A 23,074-nucleotide genomic window follows, 5' to 3' on the forward strand; every position below is an offset into this window, starting at 1 on the left:
TCTATTTAAAAGAACTAATGCGCAGGTTCTGATTGACATGGACCAGAATAACCTTGGAACCTTTGAGGTCAGATACCGAGATCTTTTTTTAAGCAGAGCTTAACGTTTTCGCTGTTGGCGAGATACTTTCTTTTGTGTCGCCAAAAGAAAGTATCCAAAGAAAATGCGACCCAATTTCGCTCGAAAGCCCGACTGCTCATACGTTGTCCAAGGCGAAAACGTCACTCGCGCTAGGCTTCGTCGCCGCACTCAAACACCCGTTTTCTTAAAACCTTGGCCAACGATGATCAGCCGGCTCGCTGCCAAGGGAGTGAATATCCGTTGAGGTATGTGCTTAGCTTCTATAGCTTGTTGGTGACTATCGGCTTGAAATAATTCATCTAACAACGAGGCACTTTTTTAAGGAACCAAAAGAAAACTTATAGCCAATGGCGAAAAGGTTAATGGTTATGGTAAAAACAAAGTAAATTTAATGCTTAATTGCCAATTCAAATTGTTTGTTTTCAGAAAACGGGATTTGGTGTTACTACAGTTTTATTTCGTAGTGCAATCAATAGTATTTTTCATTCCGAGGATGGTATGGCTAGAGTTCGCTGCATGTTTATTTTAATTGGAATGAGTTTTTTAGTGTTAACGTCTATTGGTGATAGCTATTATCGAGATTGGGTATACGCCAATCAAATAGCCGATTTTGGTTTGGCAGATTATCTGCCAAGTATTACCGGAACCATTACCTCAATTTTTTTATTAATCGGTTTAGCAAAAGACTGGATAACTAAAGCGCCCGAATCAGCATTGTGGATCACATGTGGTTGCGCAACTTATGAGTGTTTACAGCCAGCTGTGGGAACCGGTGTGTTTGATCTTCAGGACTTTATTGCTGTTTTTGTTACCGGGGGTATTGTTGTGTTTACGCTTAACAAAGTAAATGCAAGCATCTTGCGTACTGTAAAACATCAAGCGTAATAAGCATCATAGCCAGCGGTCGCTTGTTCCGCAAAAAACTGATTTGTTAGATTGTTCGAAACCTGCAGAGTCAGATAACGAGCACTTGATATACCCTTATTCTAAACACCTTGCTCAACAGTATTCAGTTGCCTCGTCGCAAGAGCGGGGCATATTCTTAGAAGTAAGCGTTTAGCTGTTGAGCTTTCATGTGAGTTGCCATGAGTGACTCTGACCGGCTTTCGGGGCTGTAGTCGCATTCTGACTTTATTCGTAAATGCGCTAGCAAAGAGCTCATCGTCAGGTGAGGGCCGTGATAACAAAGTGTTTTATCCGCCTAAGCGATAGCCACCTAGGCGGTATTAAAATGCTATATCAAGGCTTAATGAGCTTTGGTTTGCTCGGTGGCATGACGATATAACTCATTGACCTTATGCCAATTCACAATAGTCCACCAAGCCGTAGCGTAATCACCACGCTTGTTTTGATACTGTAAATAATAGGCATGCTCCCAAACATCCAGCGCAAGTATGGGGGTACCTTGCACTTCCACCACATCCATCAAGGGGTTGTCTTGATTAGGTGTCGATGTCACCTGTAGTTTGTGCTCCTTATCTACGATTAACCAAGCCCAACCAGAGCCAAAACGGGTAGCGGCTGCTTGATTAAACGACTTTTGCATGGCATCGATAGAGCCAAAATCACGTTCGATGGCTTGTTTTAAGGCCGCTGAAGGCTCGCCAACATCAGCCTGTGGCGCCATTAATTGCCAAAAGAGTTGATGATTATAATGACCACCACCATTGTTTCGTACCGCCGTATTAAAGCGTGATATTTGCGACATCATCGCTTCAAGTGACAGTGAGGCTAACTCTGGGGTGCTTGCTACTTGGGCGTTTAAGTTATTCACATAGGCTTGATGGTGCCTGCCATGGTGAATTTGCATGGTGTCTTTATCGATAACCGGTGCAAGTGCATCTGCAGCATAAGGCAGCGGTGCTAACGTAAAGGGTTCAGCGTGAGCACTGGCAGCAAGGAATAAACAAAGTAAGGTTGCAGGGAGTTTCGCTTTGAGCATAGTTAACACGGTATTGTACTCCTATGAAGATGAGGTTTTACCAATTTAGGGACTAACCAATCTTACAGTAGTATGATGCTGCCCGATCACTTTAATTTTAAAGTAGGGACCAATCGGCAATAAAACGCGACTAGGTGTTTTAATAATTGGGGTAATAGCGACTGTTTAGGCTTGGCGTTGTGTTAACAAGCGCTAGAAATCTCATTATCGTGAGTGTCATTCATTTTTAAGCGGCAGGCATACTGTGGCCGCGTGATGCACCTTTTTACCGGCATTAATGAGCATTAGCTCTGCAATTTAAAGTGCTTACGACAGCAAATAAAGCGGCATAATAGCTAAGAGGTTGCGCGAAAAACCACAGATATAAAAAAAAAGCCAGCTCACTTTAAGCAAACTGGCTTTTAGTAAAAATTTATTGGTCGGTACGAGAGGATTCGAACCTCCGACCCCTTCACCCCCAGCGAAGTGCGCTACCAAGCTGCGCTACGTACCGACTCAAGCGCGTATCATAATGATTCTCAGCGATAATGCAATGCTGATTGAATCGTATGTTGAAAAAAGCAGCATCATAGCTAGGTATAGGGATACAATTTGTGATAACCCGTTATTCATAATTGAACTGAATGGCTATATCCTTTAATTTAACCTCGTTGCCTTTTAATCGAAATACTGGTTAATTCTGAATAACACAGTAAAATAGGCGCTCTTTTACCCAGACAAAGTAGTGAGTACTGTGGCAGAGCAAGATATTTACGCCGATATCCGGCCTTATCATGATGATGAAGTCGCGCCAGCGATCGCCCGTTTAATTGCAGATGACGAATTTATTCATGCCATTCTCCATTATCGTTTCCCGCATTTGGCCGGGCCTTTGGGCTGGTTGTTATCACCGCTGGTGAAATTCTCGTTAAAACGCCGTTGGTCACGTTTAGATAACGTACAAGCGGTCCAGCGTCAGGTCGCGACCTTTATGGAGCGAATGATCGAAAGTAGTACCAATAAAATCACGGTATCTGGTTTAGAACATTTATCACCAGGCAAAGCTTACTTGTTTGTTTCTAATCACCGTGATATTGCGATGGATCCGGCTTTAGTAAATTGGTGTTTATATCACCATGGTTTAGATACCGTGCGCATTGCCATTGGCGACAACTTATTACGCAAGGCCTGCGCTTCTGAGTTAATGCGATTAAATAAAAGTTTTATTGTTAAGCGCGGTGCTAAAGGCCCACGTGAAATGCTGAAAAACTTTACCTTGTTGTCGTCTTACATTAAACATTCGTTAGAGCACAAACACTCTGTGTGGATCGCGCAAAAAGAAGGTCGTGCTAAAGATGGCTTGGATGAAACGGATCCGGCGATTTTAAAAATGTTTTATATGGAAGGCAAAAAACGCGGTGAAAGCTTTGCTGAATATATGGCAGGGCTAAATATTGTGCCGGTATGTTTGTCTTACGAATATGATCCTTGCGATGTCGATAAAATCAACGAATTGTGGCAAAAACAAACCTCTGGTTCTTACCAAAAAACGGAATTTGAGGATATTGATAGTATTATCAAAGGGATCGTTGGCTTTAAAGGCCGGGTTCATGTGGCATTTGCAAAACCACTTACCGAGGTTCCTGCAGATCCCGATGCACTTGCTCAGCTAATTGACCAGCAAATTTGGCAAAACTACCGTTTGTATCCGGTTAACTATCTTGCTGCAGGTTTAACACATGCTTCGGTTGATGAAAAGCTGGTGGAGTTATGGCAACAGCGTTTGCAAACGGTACCGCAAGGCGCGACTTCATTAATGAGTGCCTTATATGCTGCTCCGATCATGAGGCAGTCTGAACTAGAGTGAGTTATTTAGTTGCCGTTACACTGCTGTGGGCGTTTTCGTTTAGCTTAATTGGTGTTTATTTGGCTGGCCAAGTGGATGCTTATTTTGCGGTGTTAATGCGTATTGCGCTCGCGGTGCTGGTGTTTTTGCCTTGGCTGTTACGTAAACCTGTGGCCTTAGCCGATGCATTTTTATTGGCCGCGCTTGGCGCGGTGCAATTAGGCTTAATGTATATCTTTTATTATCAGTCTTTTTTATTACTGAGCGTGCCACAGATCCTGGTGTTTACCATCTTTACCCCAGTCTATATTACATTGCTGTATGATGTGCTTGATGGCCATTTTAATCCCCGCTTTTTATTTGCAGCCTTACTCGCCGTAGTGGCAGCAGCTGTGATGCGCGATACACTACCCGCAGTGAATTATTGGTTAGGCTTTTTAGTGGTGCAGGGGGCAAATTTTTGCTTTGCCGCAGGCCAAGTGGGCTATAAAAAGTTTATGGCCAGTAAAGCGCACCTAAACGCAGGCCATCAGCAATTTGGCTGGTTTTATGTCGGTGCTTTAGTGATTGCGATACCGGCTTGGTTATTACTGGGGCAAGCACAATATCCCACTACGCCAGTACAATGGGCAGTTTTGTTTTGGCTAGGATTAGTGGCTTCAGGTGCAGGTTATTTTTGGTGGAACAAAGGCGCTTCGCAGGTTTCTAGCGGTACCTTAGCGGTGATGAATAATGCCTTGATCCCTGCTGGTTTGCTGGTCAATATTCTGATCTGGCAGCGTGATACAGACATAAGCAAGTTAGTCTTGGGTATCGCTTTGTTATTGCTTTCATTGTGGTTGTGTCGTCGCCACGCAGTATAGGAAATAAGTTTTATGGCTAGACAAGTTAGTTACACCTTTAAAGGCCAAAAGAAAGTTATCGCCTTTAGTTATGATCGTTTTGTTGATTTATATGAAGCCGTTGCTGCAGCTGAAGGTATAGATCTCACGGCGTTTTTAGCCATGGAACAGCAATTACATCATACGGCTAAAGATAAAGCCGCAGTAAAAAACTTTCGCTCGCAATCATTCAGTAAAATGGGATTTGCAGATATCGCCTTTGTGCGAGAGAATCCCTAACACAATATGCGACCAGCGTGCCAGGCCAAGGTTTTTGCCGTACCCGCTGTTATTTGATGATACCAAATTAGAGAAAATAGTATGAAAATCACCTGCAATTTTGACAGTGGTAATATCGAAGTGTTACACGCCACGGATCCAGCAAACATTCAACTGGCAATCCGTAAAGATCATCAATCAGAGTTCTTTCAGTGGTTTCACTTTCGTTTAAACACCTCACACACTGAACCGCACACCATCAAAATTATGAATGCTGGCCAATCGGCGTACCCAGAAGGCTGGGAAGGTTATCAAGCGGTGGCTTCTTATGATCGACAAACGTGGTTTCGCGTAGATACCAGTTATGCAGACAACGTATTAACCATTCATCATTATCCAGAAGCGGAGTCAGTTTATTTTGCCTACTTTGCGCCTTATAGCTATGAACGGCATCAAGACTTATTGCACTTTGCCCAAAATGATTACAACTGTCGGTTAGTCGAATTGGGTGAAACACTGGATGGCCGTGATATGACCATGCTGGTTGTCGGCGAGCCGGCTGAGCATAAAAAGAAGATTTGGATCATTGCACGGCAACACCCTGGCGAAACGATGGCCGAATGGTTTGTTGAAGGCTTACTGGATCGATTATTAGATGAAGATGACGGTGTTGCTCGGTTACTGTTAGCCAAAGCGGTATTTTACATTGTGCCCAATATGAACCCAGATGGCAGTGTTCGTGGTCATTTACGGACTAACGCCGCAGGCGTTAATTTAAACCGTGAATGGCAAAAGCCGAGCATGACAGAAAGCCCAGAGGTGTATTTAGTTCGAGAAAAAATGCAAGAAATCGGCCTAGACATGTTCTTAGACATTCATGGTGACGAAAATCTGCCATATAACTTTGTGGCCGGCGCAGAAGGTGTACCGTCTTACAATGCAAAAATGCAACAACTTGAGCAGGCATTTAAAACGGCATTACAACTGGTAACTCCAGAGTTTCAAACCCAGTTTGGTTATGACAAAGACGAGCCGGGTAAAGCAAATTTAACCGTGGGCAGTAACTGGGTTGCAGAGCGCTTTGGTTGTTTAGCGTACACTTTAGAAATGCCGTTTAAAGATAACGCCAACCTGCCAGACGAGGCTTTCGGTTGGTCAGATGTACGTTCAATGAAACTCGGCCATGACACCCTTACCGCAGTATTAGCCGTAGTTGATGAGTTACGATAGGACCTATTAGACATGGCGATTATTTCTTGTCCGGTGTGTGCAAACCGGATCTCAAACAAAGCGGCAGAATGTCCAAAGTGTAAAACCAATTTAGGTGAAGCCAGCCCAGAAAAGCTGGCCTCGAAACACCGAGAGCAAATGGCTCGCCAAGCGCAATCACTGATGAACCAGTCGATGCTGGCCTTGCTGTTATTTTTGGCCGGATTTGGAATTTTGTATTGGTGGCAGCCTGAGAATGGCAGTTACAACCAATATGTTTCAACCGTAGCGATAGCCCTAGGCTTTGGTTGGTATGTGGTGTGTCGCGCACGAATTATTTGGTTAAAGCGAAAAAAATAGTATGGATTTTACAGCGATGGTCAGTGCGATGGCACCTGACACTTATAATAAACTAGCAGAGGCGGTAGCCACCGGTCGTTGGGCCGATGGCACGCCGTTAAGCGCAGAGCAAAAAGAGCAAACACTGCAACTGGTATTAGCTTATCAGTCTAAGGTGTTGAAGTCTCAAGATATCTTCACTGTGGGTCCAGACGGACAAATAGTTCATAAATCCAAGGCAGAGTTGAAAAAACAGTTTTCAGATCCTGCCGCTATTGCAAGGTTTTCGCACGATGATCTTTAAACGCTGGTTTAAACCGAAATGGCAGCATCCAGACGCCGCTATTCGTCAGCAAGCTCTTGAAACATTACAACCCACCAGCGCTGAGCATAAGCAAGTATTGCATGAGCTCGCTTTTAACGATGCCGCAGAAGCGGTGCGTAAAGCCGCTTTACATCGGTTAGACGATTTTGCGTTGTGGTGGCAAGCCAGTAAACACGACACGGCAGAGCGTTTAAAACACTATGCCGAGCAACAAGTTGTTGAGCAACTGTTAGCGAATCGGGTAGCTGCACCGTTAAAACAGAAATTTATTGAGCAGTGTAATCGCAGTAGCATTTTAGAGTCGCTAGCGCTAAAAGATGCCGATATGAATGTGCGCTTTGCCTTACTACAGCGGTTAGAGCGCCCGGAGTTAATTCAACAAACTTTGTTAGATGCGGCCTTTCCTGTCGCCTTAAAACAGCAATTGTTGTCACAGATCACAGATGAAAAACAATTAGAGAAACTTAGTAAGCAACTTGAACCCTCGCTTGCTGAAACCTTGCAGGCTCGCTTGGCGAAAATGGCGGCGGATAAGCAAAAGCCACCTCGCTTACGCAAAGAGATCACCTTGTTGCTGGCTAAGCTGAATGCACTGCGCGAGCGTCATACGCTGGCCGAGCTACCGGCGTTACAGCAAGAGTTGCAACAACAATGGCAAGTGTTAGCCGCTGAGTTACCATTATTACCCGAACAAGAAGCGCAGGGTTTTTCAGAGAAGTTTCAGCAGCTCGACCAACGTTTAACCGAATGGTTAGCGCCAAAATTAGCCCAACTGCAGGCCGAGCAAGCCTTAGTTGAGCGTAAAGCGCGCCAAGTGTTAAAAACCCAGCAGTTGCAGCAAGCGGTCAGTGAGCTAGAACAACAATTGCAGGTGCAGTTACAACAAGTCGCCAGTACTGAGCAAAATGGTTTACTGGATGCCGCCGCCACAGCATTATGTGAAGAGTTGGATGCGGCCGAGTTAGCCCATGCTGAGCACAGCGCCTTACAACAACGTTTAACGTTGGTGCAGCAGCAATTAGCCCGTTTACCCGAGTTGAATAAAGCGCTTACGTCGATCCAGCAATTGCTAAATGCGTTTAGTGAACAGCCATTGCCTAACAGTGCTGAGCAGTTAGCGGCAGCAGAGCAGCAATGGCAAGATTTTGCTGATGCTTGGCGCAGTGCCAGTAAAGGTTTCAGTGCAAGTTTACCTGCTGAGTTAAACGAACAATTCAAGCAGTTACGTCAGCAGTGGCAACAAGCACTGAGCCATATTAAACAACAGCAACAAAAAGAGCTTCGTCAGCTTCGTAGTAAGTGTGCCGAATACAAACGCTTACACGCGGCAGGACGGTACAAAGTGCTGTTTGGTTTGTATAAAGGCATGACGGCGGATGTGGCAAATTTATCTGCAGAAGCACAGCAGCAATTTGAAAAAGAGTTTGCCGAGATCAGCAGTTTACAAACTGAATTAGAATCTTTGCAGCAGTATATTGCCACACCACGTAAAACCGCGTTGTTAAACGAAATGACTGAGCTGGCAAATAGCCCTTTGCAAGATGCCAAAGCGCGTGCTGAGCAAGTGAAACTGGCCCGCGCAAACTGGAAGTCTTTAGGTAAAGCAGATCCCGCTGCCGAAGAAAGCTTGAATCAGGCTTTTGATGCAGCTTGTGAAGCGGCTTTTGAACCTTGCCGCCAGGTGTTTGCTCAGCAAGATGCTGAACGCGAACTGCATTTACAGCAACGTCAGCAATTATTACAAGAGCTTGGCAATTTAGTCGAAGCAGAATTGCCAGAACGTGATTTAGATGCCGCTTTTCGGCAGTTAAGCCAACGTTGGCGTGAAAGTGGCGCGGTTAATCGGCGTGATTACCAAGCGTTGCAACAACAATTTCAAGAACTGAGCAAACGCTTAAAAGACAAAGTGGCCACGGCGCAGCAGCAACAAGCGGCGGGTAAGGCGGCTTTGATTGCGGAAGCGAAATTGGCCATGACCTTAGAAGACGGCGCCAAAACAGCACAGGTGCTGAAAGAGTTGCAGCAACGCTGGAAGACCTTTGGTTTTGCCGGCCGTCAGCAAGATCAAGCGTTGTGGTTAGAGTTTCGTGCACTGTGTGATAGCTTTTTTGAAAAACGCAACGAAGAGTACAAGCTACAGCAGCAAGCTGAGCAGGAAGTTGCCCAGTTGGTATCAGCGCAATTAGCAACGCTGAATACAACCTTAGCGCAAGCCACTAGCGCTGGCGCATTGCAAGCGGTACAAGCGCAGTTGCGTCAATTGAGTTTACCCGATAGCGTTGGGGTGCGTCAGCAATATCAAGAGCTCAGTCAGCAGTTGCAACAACGGCAAAAGCAGTTGCAAAAGTCGGCACAACGTCAAGAGTTACAAACCTTATTTGAAGTATTAGAGCAGGGCGATATCAAAGCAGAACAATTACCACAGAGTTATCGTGAAGCCTTAAGTTTGCCGCAGCCAAGTTTGACTCGCTCACAACTGACCATCGCGTTAGAGCTGATGTCAGAGCAAAATGTTGAGCAAACCAGTGCGGCAGAGCGTCAACAAGTGCAACTGGCCTTGTTATCGTTAAAGCATAATGCGGGGCAACAATTAACACCGGAGCAGCTATTACAGCAATGGCTTGCGCATGGTCCGGTTGCCCAACAAGAAAAACCGTTGTTAAAGCGCGTTGCCGCGCTGTTTTAACGGTTAAAGCGTTAATTCGCCACGCAGATCCTGTTGCATCTGCTGGCGAATTTCTTCTGCAGTGAATGGCTTACTCAGCAGGTAATGTAACTTAGTTAAAGTCGCTTCCAAGGTCATATCAAACCCACTGATCACCCCGCTATCACGCAACGCCTTGCCCGTGGCATAACCATCCATATTCACTTTGCCTTTAAAACATTGTGTGCAATTGACTAAAATTTGCCCTTGTTCACTTGCTTGCTGTAACACTTGCAGTAATTCTGACCGCTGTGGGGCATTACCCACACCAAAAGATTTAATAATTAAGGCGCGCACGGGTGGTGCCAGCATATTGCGGATCACGTCTGTGGTAATTCCAGGATACAGCGTGACGACACTGATCGGTTGGGGAGTGATCTCGGCAACCTCGAGTGGGAGGGCTGTTTCAGTATGGGTGATTTTGCCTGCATGCAGGTTAATATGGATCCCCGCTTCAAGTAACGCCGACATATTGGGTGATGCGAAAGCATTAAAACCATCGGCATCGGCTTTAGTGGCACGGTTACCACGAAATAATTGATTATTAAAAAACAATGCTACTTCAGCGATGGGGTAATTCGCCGCTAAATACAGGGCATTAAGTAAATTAACTTGGCCGTCTGAGCGCAGTTGCGCTAACGGGATCTGAGAGCCGGTAATAATCACCGGTTTTGATAAGTTCTCTAGCATAAACGATAAAGCGGAAGCGGTATAAGCCATGGTGTCAGTACCATGCAGCACCACAAAGCCATCATAGTGTAGGTAGTTTTCTTGAATATCTTTGGCAATAGTAAGCCAATGCGCTGGTGTCATATCTGACGAGTCGATAACCGGATGATATTCATGAATATCGAATTCTGGCATTTCTGGCCGGTAAAACTCGGGCATGCGTTTTACGGTGTCGGTTAAAAAACCCGGTACTGGTACAAAGCCTTTATCGGATTGTTGCATACCAATGGTACCGCCAGTGTAAGCGACATAAATACGTTTTCTTTGCATAAAACACCTAAAAAAATGCCCGGATAATACCGGGCATTGTAATCAGAATTACACTTGCTGTCAGTTTATCTGGCAGCTTAAGCAGTAAGAGTAGATACCGTTTGGATCGTTAAACTGATTCATTAAAACAAAATCTTGTTTAACTTGCTGAGTTAACTGACGAAGCGCACGTTGCTCTGGTTGCATCGTTGCGCTAGGTAACCAGCCTTTCGCTTTTGCTGCACCAAATAAATCAGCAATGATTTGCTCAGTGGGGCTAAGTTCTGGCTGTACTACCGTGATGTCGTATTGGCTTAAACCGGCCATTTCTGCAGCCCGAGCAATCGCATCATCAAAAGTACCCAGTTTATCGACTAAACCTAACTCAAGTGCTTTAGAACCTGTCCAAACCCGGCCTTGTGCAACTTTATCAACTTCTTCATTGCTCATATTGCGGTTTTTACCCACCATGGTTAAAAACTCGGTATAACCGCGTTCGATCAGCAATTGCATCATGTCTTTCGCAGGCTCAGATAAGCCTTTAAATAAAGGCATACCGGCAGAGAAACCGGCCAGCTCTGTTGTACCGACACCATCCACATTTAAACCAATGGTCGACATCGCATTTTCAAATGTGTGTAATAAACCAAAGATCCCGATTGAACCTGTAATGGTAGTTGGTGAGGCCCAAATTTCGTTTGCAGGTGCTGCAATCCAGTAACCGCCTGACGCTGCCACTGCACCCATTGAGGCGATAACAGGCTTACCTGCTTCACGTAATAGGGTGATTTCTTGGCCAATGACTTCAGAGGCAAACGCGCTGCCGCCGCCGCTGTCGATACGCAGCACGACCGCTTTCACTTTATCATCATGGCGCGCACGACGAAGCAGCGCAGCTGTAGAGTCACCGCCGATCATGCCAGGTTTAGCTGTGCCATCAATAATGGTACCGCGAGCGACCACCACGGCAATTTTTTCTGTGATCGGGTTATCAAATTGCTTAGCCGGGATCACCATTTTTTTGTATTCATCAAAGGTGACATGGTTGTAGGTGTTATTGTCATTTTTGCCGACAATGGCGATCATGCTATTACGGAACTGTTCACGGGTTTGTACGGCATCTACCCACTTGCTGGTTAAGGCATATTGGCCTAAATCACCTTCAGCGGCTTGCAGTTTGCTGTACATGGCGGCGAAGGTTTCATCGAAGTTATCAATACCAAAGCCACGACGCTCGGCAACTTGTTGTTTGTAATCAGCCCATAATTCATTTAACCAAGCTGAGTTCGCTTCTTTTGCGGCATCTGACATGTCATTACGAGTAAAAGGTTCTACCGCGGATTTGTAAGTACCAACGCGGAAAACATGTGTACTGACCTTGAGTTTTTCTAAGGCATTTTTATAGTACATAGGGTAGCTACCATAGCCCTCTAATAACACTGCACCCATCGGCTCAAGTGCAATTTGATCGGCATAGCTGGCTAAGAAGTATTGATTTTGGCCGTAGTAAGCACCGTAAGCAAAAATCTTTTTGCCACTGGCTTTAAAGGCTTCTAAAGCTTTACCTACGCTTTTTAATTTATCTAAAGAACCGCCACCTAGCGCAGACAGATCCATCACCATCACTTGAATGCGGTTGTCTTTGGCCGCATGGTTAATCAGTTTAACCACATCGGTAACCAGCATTTCTGGCGCTTCTTCTTGACCACCGGCCGCTTCATTAATTGCCGCAGCCATGGGGTCAACATAACGTTTTTGTTCAACAAGATCACCGCGAAGGTTAAGATATAATGCGCTGGTATCGGCAATCTGTACTTTATCGCCACCACTAAACAGGGCACTGCCGATGACCAACACCAAGCAAATAAAGATAATATTTAAAACGGTAGCGCGAAAGCCACGATAAACTGACCAGATTGCGCCAAATAAGCGCCTAAATAATCCTTTCTTTTTCTCTGACATAATATGTGTCCTGTTAATTCTCATTTAAAATTTATAAACATCCACACTTAATGCTAACGAATTTTTCAACAAAGGCTATGTGGAATTTGTAAGAAAATGTATATCACTTGCGTATCGACTGCAAAGCAGCTACATTTTAGCGATTAAACAGGTACGACCAGAGAGGGTGATGTGGCATATCAACACTTATTAGCGCCATTAGATTTAGGCTTTACCCAACTTAAAAATCGGGTAATTATGGGGTCAATGCATACCGGCCTAGAAGAAGAAAAAAACGGTTTCGAAAAATTGGCCGCGTTTTATGAAGAACGAGCCAAAGGCGGAGTGGGTTTAATTATTACCGGTGGTATTAGCCCAAACTTTCGCGGTAACTTGGTGCCTTTTGGTAGCCAATTGAGTTTTTGGTGGCAAGTTGCCAAACACAAACCAGTTACCGCGGCGGTGCAAAAGCACGGTGCAAAGATTTGCCTGCAATTATTGCATGCGGGCCGTTATGGTTATCATCCTTTTAATGTCGCGCCGAGTAACATTAAATCGCCTATTACGCCTTTTAAACCCTCTGAGTTATCCGATCGACAGATCCGCGGGACCATTAAAGATTTTGCCCATGCGGCCAGCCTCGCTAAAAAAGCCGGTTATGACGGTGTGGAAATCATGGGCTCTGAAGGCTACTTGATAAACCAATTTATTTGTCAGCGTACCAATCATCGTACGGACGCTTGGGGCGGTAATTTTGAAAACCGCAGTCGTTTTGCTTTAGAAACCGTGCGAGCGGTGCGCGAGAAGTGTGGTGCTGACTTTATTATTATCTATCGGCTCTCTATGCTGGATTTAGTTGAGGATGGTAATACCTTTGATGAGGTTGTTGCACTTGGCCAAGGTGTGGCAGCGGCAGGCGCAACTTTAATTAATACCGGCATTGGCTGGCATGAAGCGCGTATTCCAACCATTACGACTCGGGTGCCCCGAGCGGCTTTTACTTGGATCACAGAGCGGGTTCGGCAACAACTTAGTGTGCCGGTTATCGCCACTAACCGCATTAATGATCCTGGCGTAGCAGAAGATATTTTAGTAAAAGGCCAAGCTGATCTAATTTGTATGGCACGACCCTTTTTAGCCGATGCCGACTTTGTTAATAAAGCGGCTGCCGATCAAGCGGACGAAATTAATACCTGTATTGCCTGTAATCAGGCCTGTTTAGATCACGTATTTCAACAAAAACGTGCCAGTTGTTTGGTTAACCCTAGGGCATGTTATGAGACCGAGTTAAATTTTAATCCCGCTAGTAAACGGAAAAAATTGGCCGTTATAGGTGCTGGTCCGGCCGGGCTTGCTTTTAGTGTTTACGCGGCGCAGCGTGGCCATGAAGTACATTTGTTTGATAAAGCCGCAGAGATTGGCGGCCAGTTTAATTATGCCAAACAAATTCCTGGTAAAGAGGAGTTTCATGAAACACTGCGTTATTTTGCCAAAATGTTGAAGGTACACGCGGTAACATTACATCTTAATGAGCAACAAACTGCGGCAAGTATTCTAGCTGAGCAATTTGATGAGGTCATTTTAGCTACCGGTATCGTGCCGCGTGATATTGGTTTAGCTGGGCAAGATCATCCTAAAGTGCTGAGCTATTTAGATGTATTGCGCGATCACAAAGCCGTTGGCCAAAACGTCGCCATTATTGGGGCGGGCGGCATTGGTTTTGATGTAGCTGAGTTTCTATTAGAAAAACATTCACTGACCTTACAACCTGATGCGTGGTTAGCCGATTGGGGCGTTGATAAAACTTATCAAAGCCGCGGCGCATTATTAAGTAGCCAGGCGCCAGCTAAAGCCGAACGTAAAGTCTATTTATTACAGCGCAAAGCCAGTAAGGTGGGGGGGGATTAGGTAAAACCTCTGGCTGGGCACATCGCGCCTCTTTGCAGAAAAAAGGCGTAGAGATGATGGCGGGGGTGAACTATCTGCGCGTGGATGACGCTGGTCTTTGGATCAGTTTAAACGACAAAGAGCGCTGTTTAGCGGTGGATAATGTGGTGATTTGTGCCGGACAGGTTCCGCTGCGTGCCTTACAAGCCGAGTTACAGGCGGCCGGCCAACAAGTACATTTAATTGGCGGTGCTGATGTTGCTGCTGAGCTGGATGCAAAAAGGGCGATCCGTCAAGGTGCAGAACTTGCTGCGGCCATTTAGTATTTGCTGATTTCTAGCCGCAATTCATTGCGGTAAACAAGGGGTAAACTTTTCTTGCGGCCACTTTTCAAGTGGCCGTTTTTATTTTCTTGTTTTTTGGTACTACATAATTCTAGTTTTTGATGCTATGTTAAATCTACATCGATTAATGAAGGATTCTGAAATCTTGATGGAAATATCCCGACCGCGCTATAAGAACAGCTTACCTATAAATGTGCGGCGATAAAAAATGTAAGCGGTTACATACTAATAAAATACAGAGGAATAACTATGTCTGGAGTGTTAACAATGATACTGGCTGGTGGCGAAGGCACCCGCTTATCACCTTTAACAGCGGTGCGTGCGAAACCGGCTGTTCCTTTTGGTGGAAACTACCGTATCATCGATTTTGTTTTAAATAACTTTGTAAATGCTGACTTACTGCAGATTTTCGTTATTACGCAGTTTAAATCACATTCATTGATGAAGCATTTAAGTCGCGCATGGCGAGTAGGGGGGTATCCAATCGTTTTATCGATCCCATTCCCGCGCAAATGCAAACAGGTAAGCATTGGTACTTAGGTACGGCAGATGCTATTTATCAGAATTTGCATTTGATTGAAGGTTTAGATCCAGAGCATGTTTGTGTGTTCGGTGGCGATCATATCTATAAAATGGATATTCGCCAGATGTTAGACTTTCATCGTAATAAAAACGCGAAACTAACCGTTGCTGCTATCCCTGTCCCGAAAGAGCAAGCTCATGAGTTTGGTATTATCGAGGTCGATGCCGACGGTCGGATGATCGGTTTTGAAGAAAAGCCAAAAAGTAATCCTAAAACAATCCCAGGTCAACCGGACATGGTACTGGCATCGATGGGTAACTATATTTTTGAAGCCAATTGTTTAGTGAATGTGCTAAATGCAGATGCCGCACAGCCCGATTCAAAACATGATTTTGGCCACAACATTATTCCAGGACTTTATCCGCAGGGTGAAGTGTATGTTTATGACTTTTCTACCAATCATATTCGCGGCGAATCACAGAGCAGCGCTGGTTACTGGCGTGATGTAGGCACCATCGATTCTTATTACGAAGCGAATATGGATTTAATCTCGATTGATCCCCCGTTCGATGTTTATAACCGTTTTTGGCCGTTACGCAGCTATACGCCGCCAGTACCGCCAGCAAAATTTGTGCACGATCAAGCTAATCGAACCGGCCAAGCGATAAGCTCAATGGTTGCCGCGGGTTCTATTATCAGTGGTGCGATTATTTATCAGTCAATCCTCGGTTATAATGTTAACGTGCATAGCCACAGTTATATCGAAAAGAGTGTGCTAATGGGCAATAACGACATTGGTCGTGGTTGTCGGATCCGTCGCTGTATTATTGATAAAGATGTGCGTATCGCACCCAACACGGTGATTGGTGAAGATTTAGAAGCCGATCGCAAGCGTTTTCATGTGTCTGCAGGCGGAGTTGTGGTGATCCCTAAAGGCGCCCGGGTCGGCTTTGATGATGAGTAAGCTCGGCACAACCGATTAAGGAATTAGCAGTGCAGATTTTGTTGTTATGCAGTGAATACGAAGGCTTGATTAAAACCGGTGGTTTGGCTGATGCCTGTTATGGCTTAGCCATTAACCTAAAAGCCGCAGGCCATGAAGTCACCGTGATGCTACCTCGCTATGCGCCTTTATATAGCCGTCCGACGGGAGAGTCTGACGCGTTGTTTTTTGAGTTAGGTGGTCAGGAATATGGCTGTGCGGTGCGTCAGCTATTATCCCACGATGTCGATATTCGCGTAGTAGAGCACGATGATTTCTTTCAACGTGATCGCCCCTACGATGACGGTAAACATGGTTATGCTGATAATCCGCTACGCTTTGGCTTTTTTTGCAAAGCGGCGTTGGAGTGGGCTAAACATTATTTACCTGAAGTCGATATCATTCATGGTCATGATTGGCAAACTGGCGTTGCGGCAGCTTATTTAAAACAGCATTACGCCCATGATCCGGTATTAGGGGGAATACCCTTTGTTTATACCATCCATAATGGTGCGTATCAGCTCACAACTGATCATTATTGGTTTGGCCGTTTAGGCTTGCAGGCTAATGATGATCAATTTTTAAATATGCTAGAACAGGGTATTCGTCACGCTACTAAGCTGAATACCGTTAGCGTAGGTTATCGGGATGAATTAATGACTGAGCCTGCGGCTAATGGCTTGTCGGCACTCTATCAACGCCGTGCCGCTGATTTTTTTGGTATCTTAAACGGTTGTGACTATCAACAGTGGGATCCCGCCACGGATGATGCGCTGATCGCGAACTTCAGTATTAATGATTTAAGCGGTAAAGCGCAATGTAAATCCCATTTACGCCAACGCTTTAATTTAGCCGAGCTCGATGTGCCATTATTCGTTTCGGTAAGCCGTATTACCGGGCAAAAAGGCTTTGATTATTTAATACCAGCCTTACGCCGGTGGTTAGCTAACACCACAGCGCAAGTATTTTTGGTGGGCAGTGGTGACGCTGAGTATTGTAGACAGCTTTATCAGTTACAACATGATTTTAACGCGCAATTTCGTTTCTTCGAAGGTTTTGACGAGCGTTTAGCTCATCAAACGGAAGCGGCCGGTGACTTCTTTTTAATGCCGTCGTTATTTGAACCTTGTGGTTTGAATCAACTTTACAGCTTAAAGTATGGCACCGTGCCTTTAGTGCGGTTAACGGGGGGGTTACGCGATACGGTTCAACCTTGGCCTGGTGCTGCGGCAACCGGCATTGGCTTTACTGAAATCAGTGTTGAAGCCATGCAAACGGCCTTAGAACAAGCGGAAACGCTGTATCAACAACCGAACCAGTACCAGCAAGTACAACACCGCGGCATGCTGCAAAATTTTAGCTGGCCTGCTGCAGTTAACGAATACCAAGCCCTGTATCTGAAGGCAAGAAATGTGCACCTTGCTGAGGATTTATGCAGTTAACAGTTTTATTGAAAAATTGCCGTGAGAAATTCAGCAATATTTGGTAGCCTGAATTAACGCTTTTGAAAAGGTTAAGTTTATGGATGCATTAACGCTACTGACTACCCGATATTCCTCGCCACGACTGCGCGAACCTGCGCCAGAAGGTGAGGCGCTAAACTTAATTAAGCGTGCCGCTATACAAGTACCGGATCACGGTGCTTTGAGGCCTTGGCGTTTTGTTGTGGCTGAAGGCCGTGACGCGCTAACACGCTTAGGGGATATATTTGCCGAAGCAGCGATTGAAGAAGATCCGTCTATCTCAATTGATATGCAGGAGCGTGCTCGACAGTTACCCATGCGAGCACCCATGGTGATCATTTGTATTGCTAAGATCACTGAGCATGCAAAAGTGCCCTCTGTAGAGCAAGTGCAATCGGTTGCGTGCAGCGTGATGGCGATGCAACAAATGGCGTTTGCGCTAGGTTTTGGTGGTATTTGGCGTACGGGAGCTTACGCACAATATGATTATGTGAAACAAGCTTTTAAACTGGATGCCGATGATGAAATTGTGGGCTTTTTGTATCTAGGCACCCCCAGTGGTCAAGCACCACAAAAGAGTGCTTTAGAGCCAGAGGCTTTTTTTAGCGATTTTTAAGCTTAAACACTTTTTATTAAACGCTGCCACTGGCCAAAACGCTGAGTGCTAAGTGTGATGCTTTGATCAATAAAACAGCCAGTGGCTTTTGCCATCTGGCTGTTTTTTTTAGGTTACGGTTATTTACCTGGAGCATTCTTGTTTTGGTCTCTATGATGTGTTGGCGTTATCGATAATTTTTCACCCCCCCACACTGTGACTTAAAACCAAGCGGGTTAAACCCCGTAAACTATTTCGCTTAAATTTTACCCTGTGACAACTCTGACATCATTACTGCGTTACGTTACAATAGGTATTTTAAAGCATTTAACTATAGCCAACCGCAGGACGACTTCATTTGTATAGCACTGATTTTAACCAAAAACGTAAATTTATTGTCAAATTAGGTAAGATGCTGCACAAGTACGGCACACCTGCATATCGGTTAGAGGCCCATTTAACGGAGCTAACTTCGCATCTGGGTATAAAGGGTTCGTTTATTATCTCGCCAACGTCTATGACTTTTGTGCTTTGGACCGATGGTCATGAACAAGAGTACACCCATGCTTCTCGTGTAAACCCAGGGGATTTAGATTTGGGCGCTTTATCTCGAACCGATGAACTGGTAGATCAGGTGCTCAGTGGCCAAGTTGGCTTAGTTGAAGCCGATTCGTTGCTCGACATTATTGATGCCCGCCCCAGCTCTTACGGTAAGCTGGCTACCGCCATTGCCATGATGGGATCCGGTGGTGCCTTTGCGATGTTAATGGCCACCAGTTGGAATGATGTGCTTTGGTCGTCTTTATTGTCGCTATTGGTTTACTTATTTATGCTATGGGCGGCACACTCGCCACGCATTAACAATATGCTGGAGCCTCTGGTTGCTCTGGCCGCCGCGATCGGTGCTTGTGCAATTAGCAGCTATATCGATCCGGGTATTAATATTCGTCTTACGGTGCTTTCGGCCATTATTTCATTTATTCCCGGCTTGGCGCTGACCATAGGTTTTGCCGAATTAGCTGCACGTCATCTGGTATCGGGTAATGCGCGGATCATGGACGCTTTAATGCTGTTGTTTAAATTATACTTTGGCGCTTTTTTAGGGATGGCGATTGGCTTTAAATTATTTGGTATTGTCGATTTTGTTAAACCCGAACCGATTTCACGGTATTTTGCCTGGTTGGCGGTGGGGATTTTAGTTAGCTCGTTGATTGTGTTATTTAAAAGTCGCGGAAAGTATACGCTGTGGTCTTTGGCTGCAGGCTTTATTGCTTATGGGGTTAGTATTACCGGCGCCAGTGCTTTTGATTACACCATGGGGGCTTTTTTAGGCGCTTTCGCTGTTGGCATCTATAGCAACCTGTTTACCCGTTTAGCCAAGGCTCCGGCAGTTATTGTCGCCATGCATGGACTGATTGTGCTAGTGCCAGGAAGTAAAACCTACATTGGCTTAAACTCCTTGATTTCTGGCCAAGACTTCGTTGTTTCAGATCGAGTGGGGCAACAAACCTTTTTGATTTTAATGGCGCTGGTCGGCGGGCTGATCTTTGCTAATGTGGCTTTACCGCCGAAGAAAAGCTTGTGATAAAACAATAAAATTGAAATCTTTGGTAACAATTTAAAAAAATGCCAGTCAGTTAAGCTGACTGGCATTTTATAAGCAGACTAAAAGCTATCAGCCGTTTCAGCGTTGCATATTAAACACACTAAGGCTTGTTCGTTTCAATTAAAACTCGGCGTTACCTGGAGTGCGTGGGAAGGCAATCACATCTCGTACGTTACCAACACCGGTAACATAAGAGACTAAACGCTCAAAACCCAACCCAAAGCCTGAGTGCGGCACGGTGCCATAACGACGTAAATCGCGATACCAGCCATAATCTTCTTTGTTTAAACCCATTTCAGCTAAGCGTGCATCAAACTGCTCTAAACGCTCTTCACGTTGGCTACCACCGATAATCTCACCAATACCCGGGGCTAATACGTCCATCGCGGCGACGGTTTTACCATCGGCATTTAAACGCATATAGAAGGCTTTAATGTCTTTCGGGTAGTTTTGCATAATGATGGGTGCACCAATATGCTCTTCGGCAAGGTAACGCTCATGCTCTGATTGTAAATCGACACCCCATTCGACAGGGTATTCAAACTTCTTGCCACAGGTTTTTAAGATCTCAATGGCGTCGGTGTAATCCATCCGCACGAAATGAGAGTTAACCACCTGTTCTAAACGCTCAATGGCTTTAGGATCGATACGCTCAGCAAAGAAGGCCATATCATCAGCACGTTCAGTTAATACGGCTTTTAATACGTATTTCAGTAAGTCTTCAGCCAGTTGGGCAATGTCTTTTAATTCGGCAAACGCCACTTCGGGTTCAATCATCCAAAACTCAGCCAAATGCCGGCTAGTGTTAGAATTTTCAGCACGGAAGGTTGGGCCAAAGGTGTAGATTTTTGACATAGCACAGGCGTAAGTTTCGCCGTTTAATTGGCCGGATACGGTCAGGTAAGTTTCTTTACCAAAGAAATCTTTACTAAAATCAATAGCGCCTTTGTCATCACGCGGCAAGTTCTGTAAATCTAAGGTGCTGACCCGAAACATTTCGCCGGCGCCTTCGGTGTCAGAGCCGGTGATCAACGGCGTGCTGATCCAAAAATAGCCTTGTTCATGGAAAAACCGATGGATAGCTTGTGCTAAACAGTGACGAACGCGAGTTACCGCGCCCATGATATTAGTGCGAGCCCGCAAATGCGCATGCTCGCGCAGATATTCCATACTATGGCGTTTGGGGGCCATCGGGTAGGTGTCTGGATTTTCTACCCAGCCGACGACTTCAACATGATCTGCTTGAATTTCAAACGCTTGGCCTTGACCTTCTGAACGAGCAATAACGCCAGACACAATAACTGAACATGATGTCGTTAAGCGTTTAACTTCCGTTTCATAATTGGTTAATTCTGCGGGCACTACCGCCTGAACGGCATCAAAACAACTGCCGTCGTGCACAGCTAAAAAGGAAATGCCAGCTTTCGAATCGCGGCGGGTTCTGATCCAACCTTTTACAGTTACTTTATCGCCAATCGAATAGTGACCGGCCAAAACGTCTTTTATTACGGCATGCGTCATGCAAACAACTCCCGAAGGTGCAATGGGGCGAGGGCTAAGCCTCTAATGATAAAAACAGCAATGATACTTTGCTAGTGGCTGAAAACAAGCAAAAAGTGGCGCTGTAACCAAAAAGTCTTGTTATCAAAGCGAGTAGGTGTTTTGCGGCCAATCACGGCACAGTGATTGAACAGTTTTTAAGTGAGATGTGGCAGTTGCAGAAAAGCAGTGCGAAACAACTTAACAGCGATATTTATTAATAGATACCGACTAATTGAACTTGTGCTTGTTCCAACGAAGGTAAGGCTAAAAGCTGTTGACCGCTGCTGTCTAAAATCACTGCTTGTCCGACAGCCCAAAGACGGCTGTAACGGCGGTCTTTATCCACCACAAAAGCTTGCAAGGTATCGGTTAGACGCAAACGTTTCCCGTCGGCATGCGAGCTGATCAGGGTCAGTTTTGTGCCTTTACGCTCTTGTAACTCGCCGCTTTGATAACGCGCTTGAAAGGTAAAGCCGGCAATAAAAAGCTCGTTACTGCCTGTTTTTAAATTACGGCCGCTAATCAGTACCGGCGTACCCGCTAAACCAAATTGTGTGGCGGTGACGCGCCACACTGTGCCATCAGAGAGTGTCAGTTGATTGTTATCATAACTGGCGATCTCTGCGACCAAATAGCTCAGCGGATCGCCAGGTAAGGGGCTTTGCTGCTGTTGTGCTAAAGCGCTACCGGCAGCTAAGCCGATAGCGAATAGAAGCCAAGTCAGCGCTGCGGTTCTCAAGGTTGGGTTGCCTGATAAAGCGTTTTAATCCAGCGCGCTTCAGTAATAAAATTCCAATGCCACGCATTAAACTGCTCGCCTAAACCTCGGTCGATCATTTGTTGCTCGGTGAGTCCTTGAGCACGCCAAGCTACAACTTGTGCCATGGTTTGCTCCATCATCTTCAGTTCTTTAGCTAAACCGGCTTTGTTAGTTAAATCCCCATGACCAGGGATGACTTGGGTGTTGTCATCAATACGCTGTAGCACATAACGGGTGTTTTCAATGTACTGCTGCACATTGCCGCCATTACCAAAATCGATGTACGGGAAACGACCTTGAAACATTAAATCGCCCATATGTACGATGTTAAACTGTGGGAACCAGACCAAGATATCGCCATCAGTGTGACTGGCAGGCATGGGCTCAAGCATTAATTCAATGTTGCCATGTTTGATGTTTAACACTTTATCAAAGGTCGTTTTAGGTAAGCCCGCTGGGTTGAAGTTACTGTCATTGCGTAGCCGAGTCAGTACATTTACATGCGCAATAATATCGGCATTAGCGGCTAAGGCTGCATTACCACCGACATGATCGCCGTGCATGTGGGTGTTAATCAGGGTTGTGAGCTCACCTGGGCTAAGGGTTTTTAACTTGGCGCGGATTTTATCTGCCAGCTCAACATACTGACTGTCAATTAACAGCACCGAATCGGCAGTGGTCACTGCCGCCATATTGCCACCGGCTCCGGTTAACATGTAAATATCTTTTGCTAGCGTTGCTGAATTAATTTGAACATCAGCAAAACGATCAGCGAAAGCGAATTGGCTGGTAACTAACAAACTAACCGCGGTGACTAGGGTACGCAACTTCATACAACACTCCTACTATAGGGAAGATAAGTTTAGGTTAGTTGTGCTTACGCTAGACTAACGCATCTGGTTCGATGTAGCGTATTTATTTTTGTACA

17 protein-coding genes, 1 tRNA gene and 2 pseudogenes are annotated in these 23,074 nt (G+C 45.3%); 13 read left to right on the forward strand and 7 right to left on the reverse strand.

Annotated elements, in window-relative coordinates:
• Positions 1–597 precede the first annotated feature (597 nt).
• A complete protein-coding gene (locus ACUJFL_RS09595; protein ID WP_445424731.1) occupies positions 598–966 on the forward strand; it encodes a hypothetical protein in 369 nt (122 codons plus the stop codon).
• 361 nt (positions 967–1,327) lie between these two features.
• On the opposite strand, the gene ACUJFL_RS09600 is transcribed toward ACUJFL_RS09595, so the two are convergent.
• Both ACUJFL_RS09600 and ACUJFL_RS09605 read right to left on the reverse strand, forming a co-directional pair.
• Positions 1,328–2,023, reverse strand: a complete 696-nt coding sequence (locus tag ACUJFL_RS09600; protein WP_445429073.1) for a superoxide dismutase — start codon at positions 2,021–2,023, stop codon at positions 1,328–1,330.
• Between the two features lie 416 nt (positions 2,024–2,439).
• A tRNA-Pro gene (locus tag ACUJFL_RS09605) sits at positions 2,440–2,516 on the reverse strand.
• 231 nt (positions 2,517–2,747) lie between these two features.
• On the opposite strand from ACUJFL_RS09605, the gene ACUJFL_RS09610 reads away from it, so the two are divergent.
• The 7 genes from ACUJFL_RS09610 (at position 2,748) to ACUJFL_RS09640 (ending at position 9,507) form a co-directional block, all read left to right on the forward strand.
• A complete protein-coding gene (locus ACUJFL_RS09610; protein ID WP_445427317.1) occupies positions 2,748–3,869 on the forward strand; it encodes a 1-acyl-sn-glycerol-3-phosphate acyltransferase in 1,122 nt (373 codons plus the stop codon).
• Complete coding sequence (locus ACUJFL_RS09615) at positions 3,866–4,711, forward strand: EamA family transporter (RefSeq protein ID WP_445427318.1); 846 nt, start codon at positions 3,866–3,868, stop codon at positions 4,709–4,711. Before ACUJFL_RS09610 ends, ACUJFL_RS09615 begins: the two co-directional genes overlap by 4 nt.
• A 12-nt stretch (positions 4,712–4,723) precedes the next feature.
• A complete protein-coding gene (locus ACUJFL_RS09620) occupies positions 4,724–4,969 on the forward strand; it encodes a DUF2960 domain-containing protein (protein ID WP_226751645.1) in 246 nt (81 codons plus the stop codon).
• A gap of 81 nt (positions 4,970–5,050) precedes the next feature.
• The gene (locus ACUJFL_RS09625) at positions 5,051–6,178 is read left to right on the forward strand and encodes a M14 family metallopeptidase (RefSeq protein WP_445427319.1); all 1,128 of its coding nucleotides are present in this window, start codon (positions 5,051–5,053) and stop codon (positions 6,176–6,178) included.
• Between the two features lie 12 nt (positions 6,179–6,190).
• Entirely contained in the window at positions 6,191–6,517 is a 327-nt protein-coding gene (locus ACUJFL_RS09630) for a zinc ribbon domain-containing protein (RefSeq protein WP_226751643.1), read from the forward strand.
• Position 6,518: 1 nt separating this feature from the next.
• Positions 6,519–6,800 carry a YeaC family protein gene (locus ACUJFL_RS09635; protein WP_229585601.1) on the forward strand — a complete coding sequence of 94 codons (282 nt, stop codon included), beginning with the start codon at positions 6,519–6,521 and terminating at the stop codon, positions 6,798–6,800.
• Entirely contained in the window at positions 6,790–9,507 is a 2,718-nt protein-coding gene (locus ACUJFL_RS09640; protein ID WP_445427320.1) for a DUF349 domain-containing protein, read from the forward strand. Before ACUJFL_RS09635 ends, ACUJFL_RS09640 begins: the two co-directional genes overlap by 11 nt.
• A gap of 3 nt (positions 9,508–9,510) precedes the next feature.
• Here ACUJFL_RS09640 and ansA read toward each other — a convergent pair whose 3' ends face one another.
• Both ansA and sppA read right to left on the reverse strand, forming a co-directional pair.
• Positions 9,511–10,524, reverse strand: coding sequence for an asparaginase (gene ansA, locus ACUJFL_RS09645; protein ID WP_445427321.1), 1,014 nt, complete (start codon positions 10,522–10,524; stop codon positions 9,511–9,513).
• Positions 10,525–10,584: 60 nt separating this feature from the next.
• A complete protein-coding gene (gene sppA / locus ACUJFL_RS09650; protein ID WP_445427322.1) occupies positions 10,585–12,465 on the reverse strand; it encodes a signal peptide peptidase SppA in 1,881 nt (626 codons plus the stop codon).
• A 171-nt stretch (positions 12,466–12,636) separates the two neighbouring features.
• Between sppA and ACUJFL_RS09655 the strand changes: the two are divergent.
• From ACUJFL_RS09655 to ACUJFL_RS09675, 5 genes and pseudogenes are all read left to right on the forward strand, one after another.
• Positions 12,637–14,654 (forward strand): annotated as a pseudogene (locus tag ACUJFL_RS09655) (oxidoreductase).
• Positions 14,655–14,924: 270 nt separating this feature from the next.
• Positions 14,925–16,162 (forward strand): annotated as a pseudogene (glgC, locus tag ACUJFL_RS09660) (glucose-1-phosphate adenylyltransferase).
• Positions 16,163–16,191: 29 nt separating this feature from the next.
• A complete protein-coding gene (locus tag ACUJFL_RS09665; protein ID WP_306178704.1) occupies positions 16,192–17,622 on the forward strand; it encodes a glycogen synthase in 1,431 nt (476 codons plus the stop codon).
• A gap of 79 nt (positions 17,623–17,701) precedes the next feature.
• The gene (locus ACUJFL_RS09670; RefSeq protein WP_306178703.1) at positions 17,702–18,259 is read left to right on the forward strand and encodes an NAD(P)H nitroreductase; all 558 of its coding nucleotides are present in this window, start codon (positions 17,702–17,704) and stop codon (positions 18,257–18,259) included.
• Between the two features lie 337 nt (positions 18,260–18,596).
• On the forward strand, positions 18,597–19,823 hold the full coding sequence (locus tag ACUJFL_RS09675) for a threonine/serine exporter family protein (protein ID WP_226751634.1): 1,227 nt from the start codon (positions 18,597–18,599) through the stop codon (positions 19,821–19,823).
• A gap of 141 nt (positions 19,824–19,964) precedes the next feature.
• Here ACUJFL_RS09675 and asnS read toward each other — a convergent pair whose 3' ends face one another.
• The 3 genes from asnS to ACUJFL_RS09690 all read right to left on the reverse strand — a co-directional run bounded on the left by asnS (position 19,965) and on the right by ACUJFL_RS09690 (position 22,979).
• Complete coding sequence (gene asnS, locus ACUJFL_RS09680) at positions 19,965–21,365, reverse strand: asparagine--tRNA ligase (protein WP_226751633.1); 1,401 nt, start codon at positions 21,363–21,365, stop codon at positions 19,965–19,967.
• Between the two features lie 235 nt (positions 21,366–21,600).
• Entirely contained in the window at positions 21,601–22,125 is a 525-nt protein-coding gene (locus tag ACUJFL_RS09685; protein ID WP_445427323.1) for a hypothetical protein, read from the reverse strand.
• A complete protein-coding gene (locus ACUJFL_RS09690) occupies positions 22,122–22,979 on the reverse strand; it encodes an MBL fold metallo-hydrolase (RefSeq protein WP_445427324.1) in 858 nt (285 codons plus the stop codon). Before ACUJFL_RS09690 ends, ACUJFL_RS09685 begins: the two co-directional genes overlap by 4 nt.
• Between the last annotated feature and the right edge of the window lie 95 nt (positions 22,980–23,074).

The organism is Alishewanella sp. HL-SH05, from assembly GCF_052655985.1.

Coding starts and splice junctions, on each gene's coding strand:
- ACUJFL_RS09595 (WP_445424731.1), top strand. CDS start 598: ATGTTTATTTTAATTGGAATGAGTTTTTTAGTGTTAACGTCTATTGGT.
- ACUJFL_RS09600 (WP_445429073.1), bottom strand. CDS start 2,023: ATGCTCAAAGCGAAACTCCCTGCAACCTTACTTTGTTTATTCCTTGCT.
- ACUJFL_RS09620 (WP_226751645.1), top strand. CDS start 4,724: ATGGCTAGACAAGTTAGTTACACCTTTAAAGGCCAAAAGAAAGTTATC.
- ACUJFL_RS09625 (WP_445427319.1), top strand. CDS start 5,051: ATGAAAATCACCTGCAATTTTGACAGTGGTAATATCGAAGTGTTACAC.
- ACUJFL_RS09630 (WP_226751643.1), top strand. CDS start 6,191: ATGGCGATTATTTCTTGTCCGGTGTGTGCAAACCGGATCTCAAACAAA.
- ACUJFL_RS09635 (WP_229585601.1), top strand. CDS start 6,519: ATGGATTTTACAGCGATGGTCAGTGCGATGGCACCTGACACTTATAAT.
- ACUJFL_RS09640 (WP_445427320.1), top strand. CDS start 6,790: ATGATCTTTAAACGCTGGTTTAAACCGAAATGGCAGCATCCAGACGCC.
- ansA (WP_445427321.1), bottom strand. CDS start 10,524: ATGCAAAGAAAACGTATTTATGTCGCTTACACTGGCGGTACCATTGGT.
- sppA (WP_445427322.1), bottom strand. CDS start 12,465: ATGTCAGAGAAAAAGAAAGGATTATTTAGGCGCTTATTTGGCGCAATC.
- ACUJFL_RS09670 (WP_306178703.1), top strand. CDS start 17,702: ATGGATGCATTAACGCTACTGACTACCCGATATTCCTCGCCACGACTG.
- asnS (WP_226751633.1), bottom strand. CDS start 21,365: ATGACGCATGCCGTAATAAAAGACGTTTTGGCCGGTCACTATTCGATT.
- ACUJFL_RS09690 (WP_445427324.1), bottom strand. CDS start 22,979: ATGAAGTTGCGTACCCTAGTCACCGCGGTTAGTTTGTTAGTTACCAGC.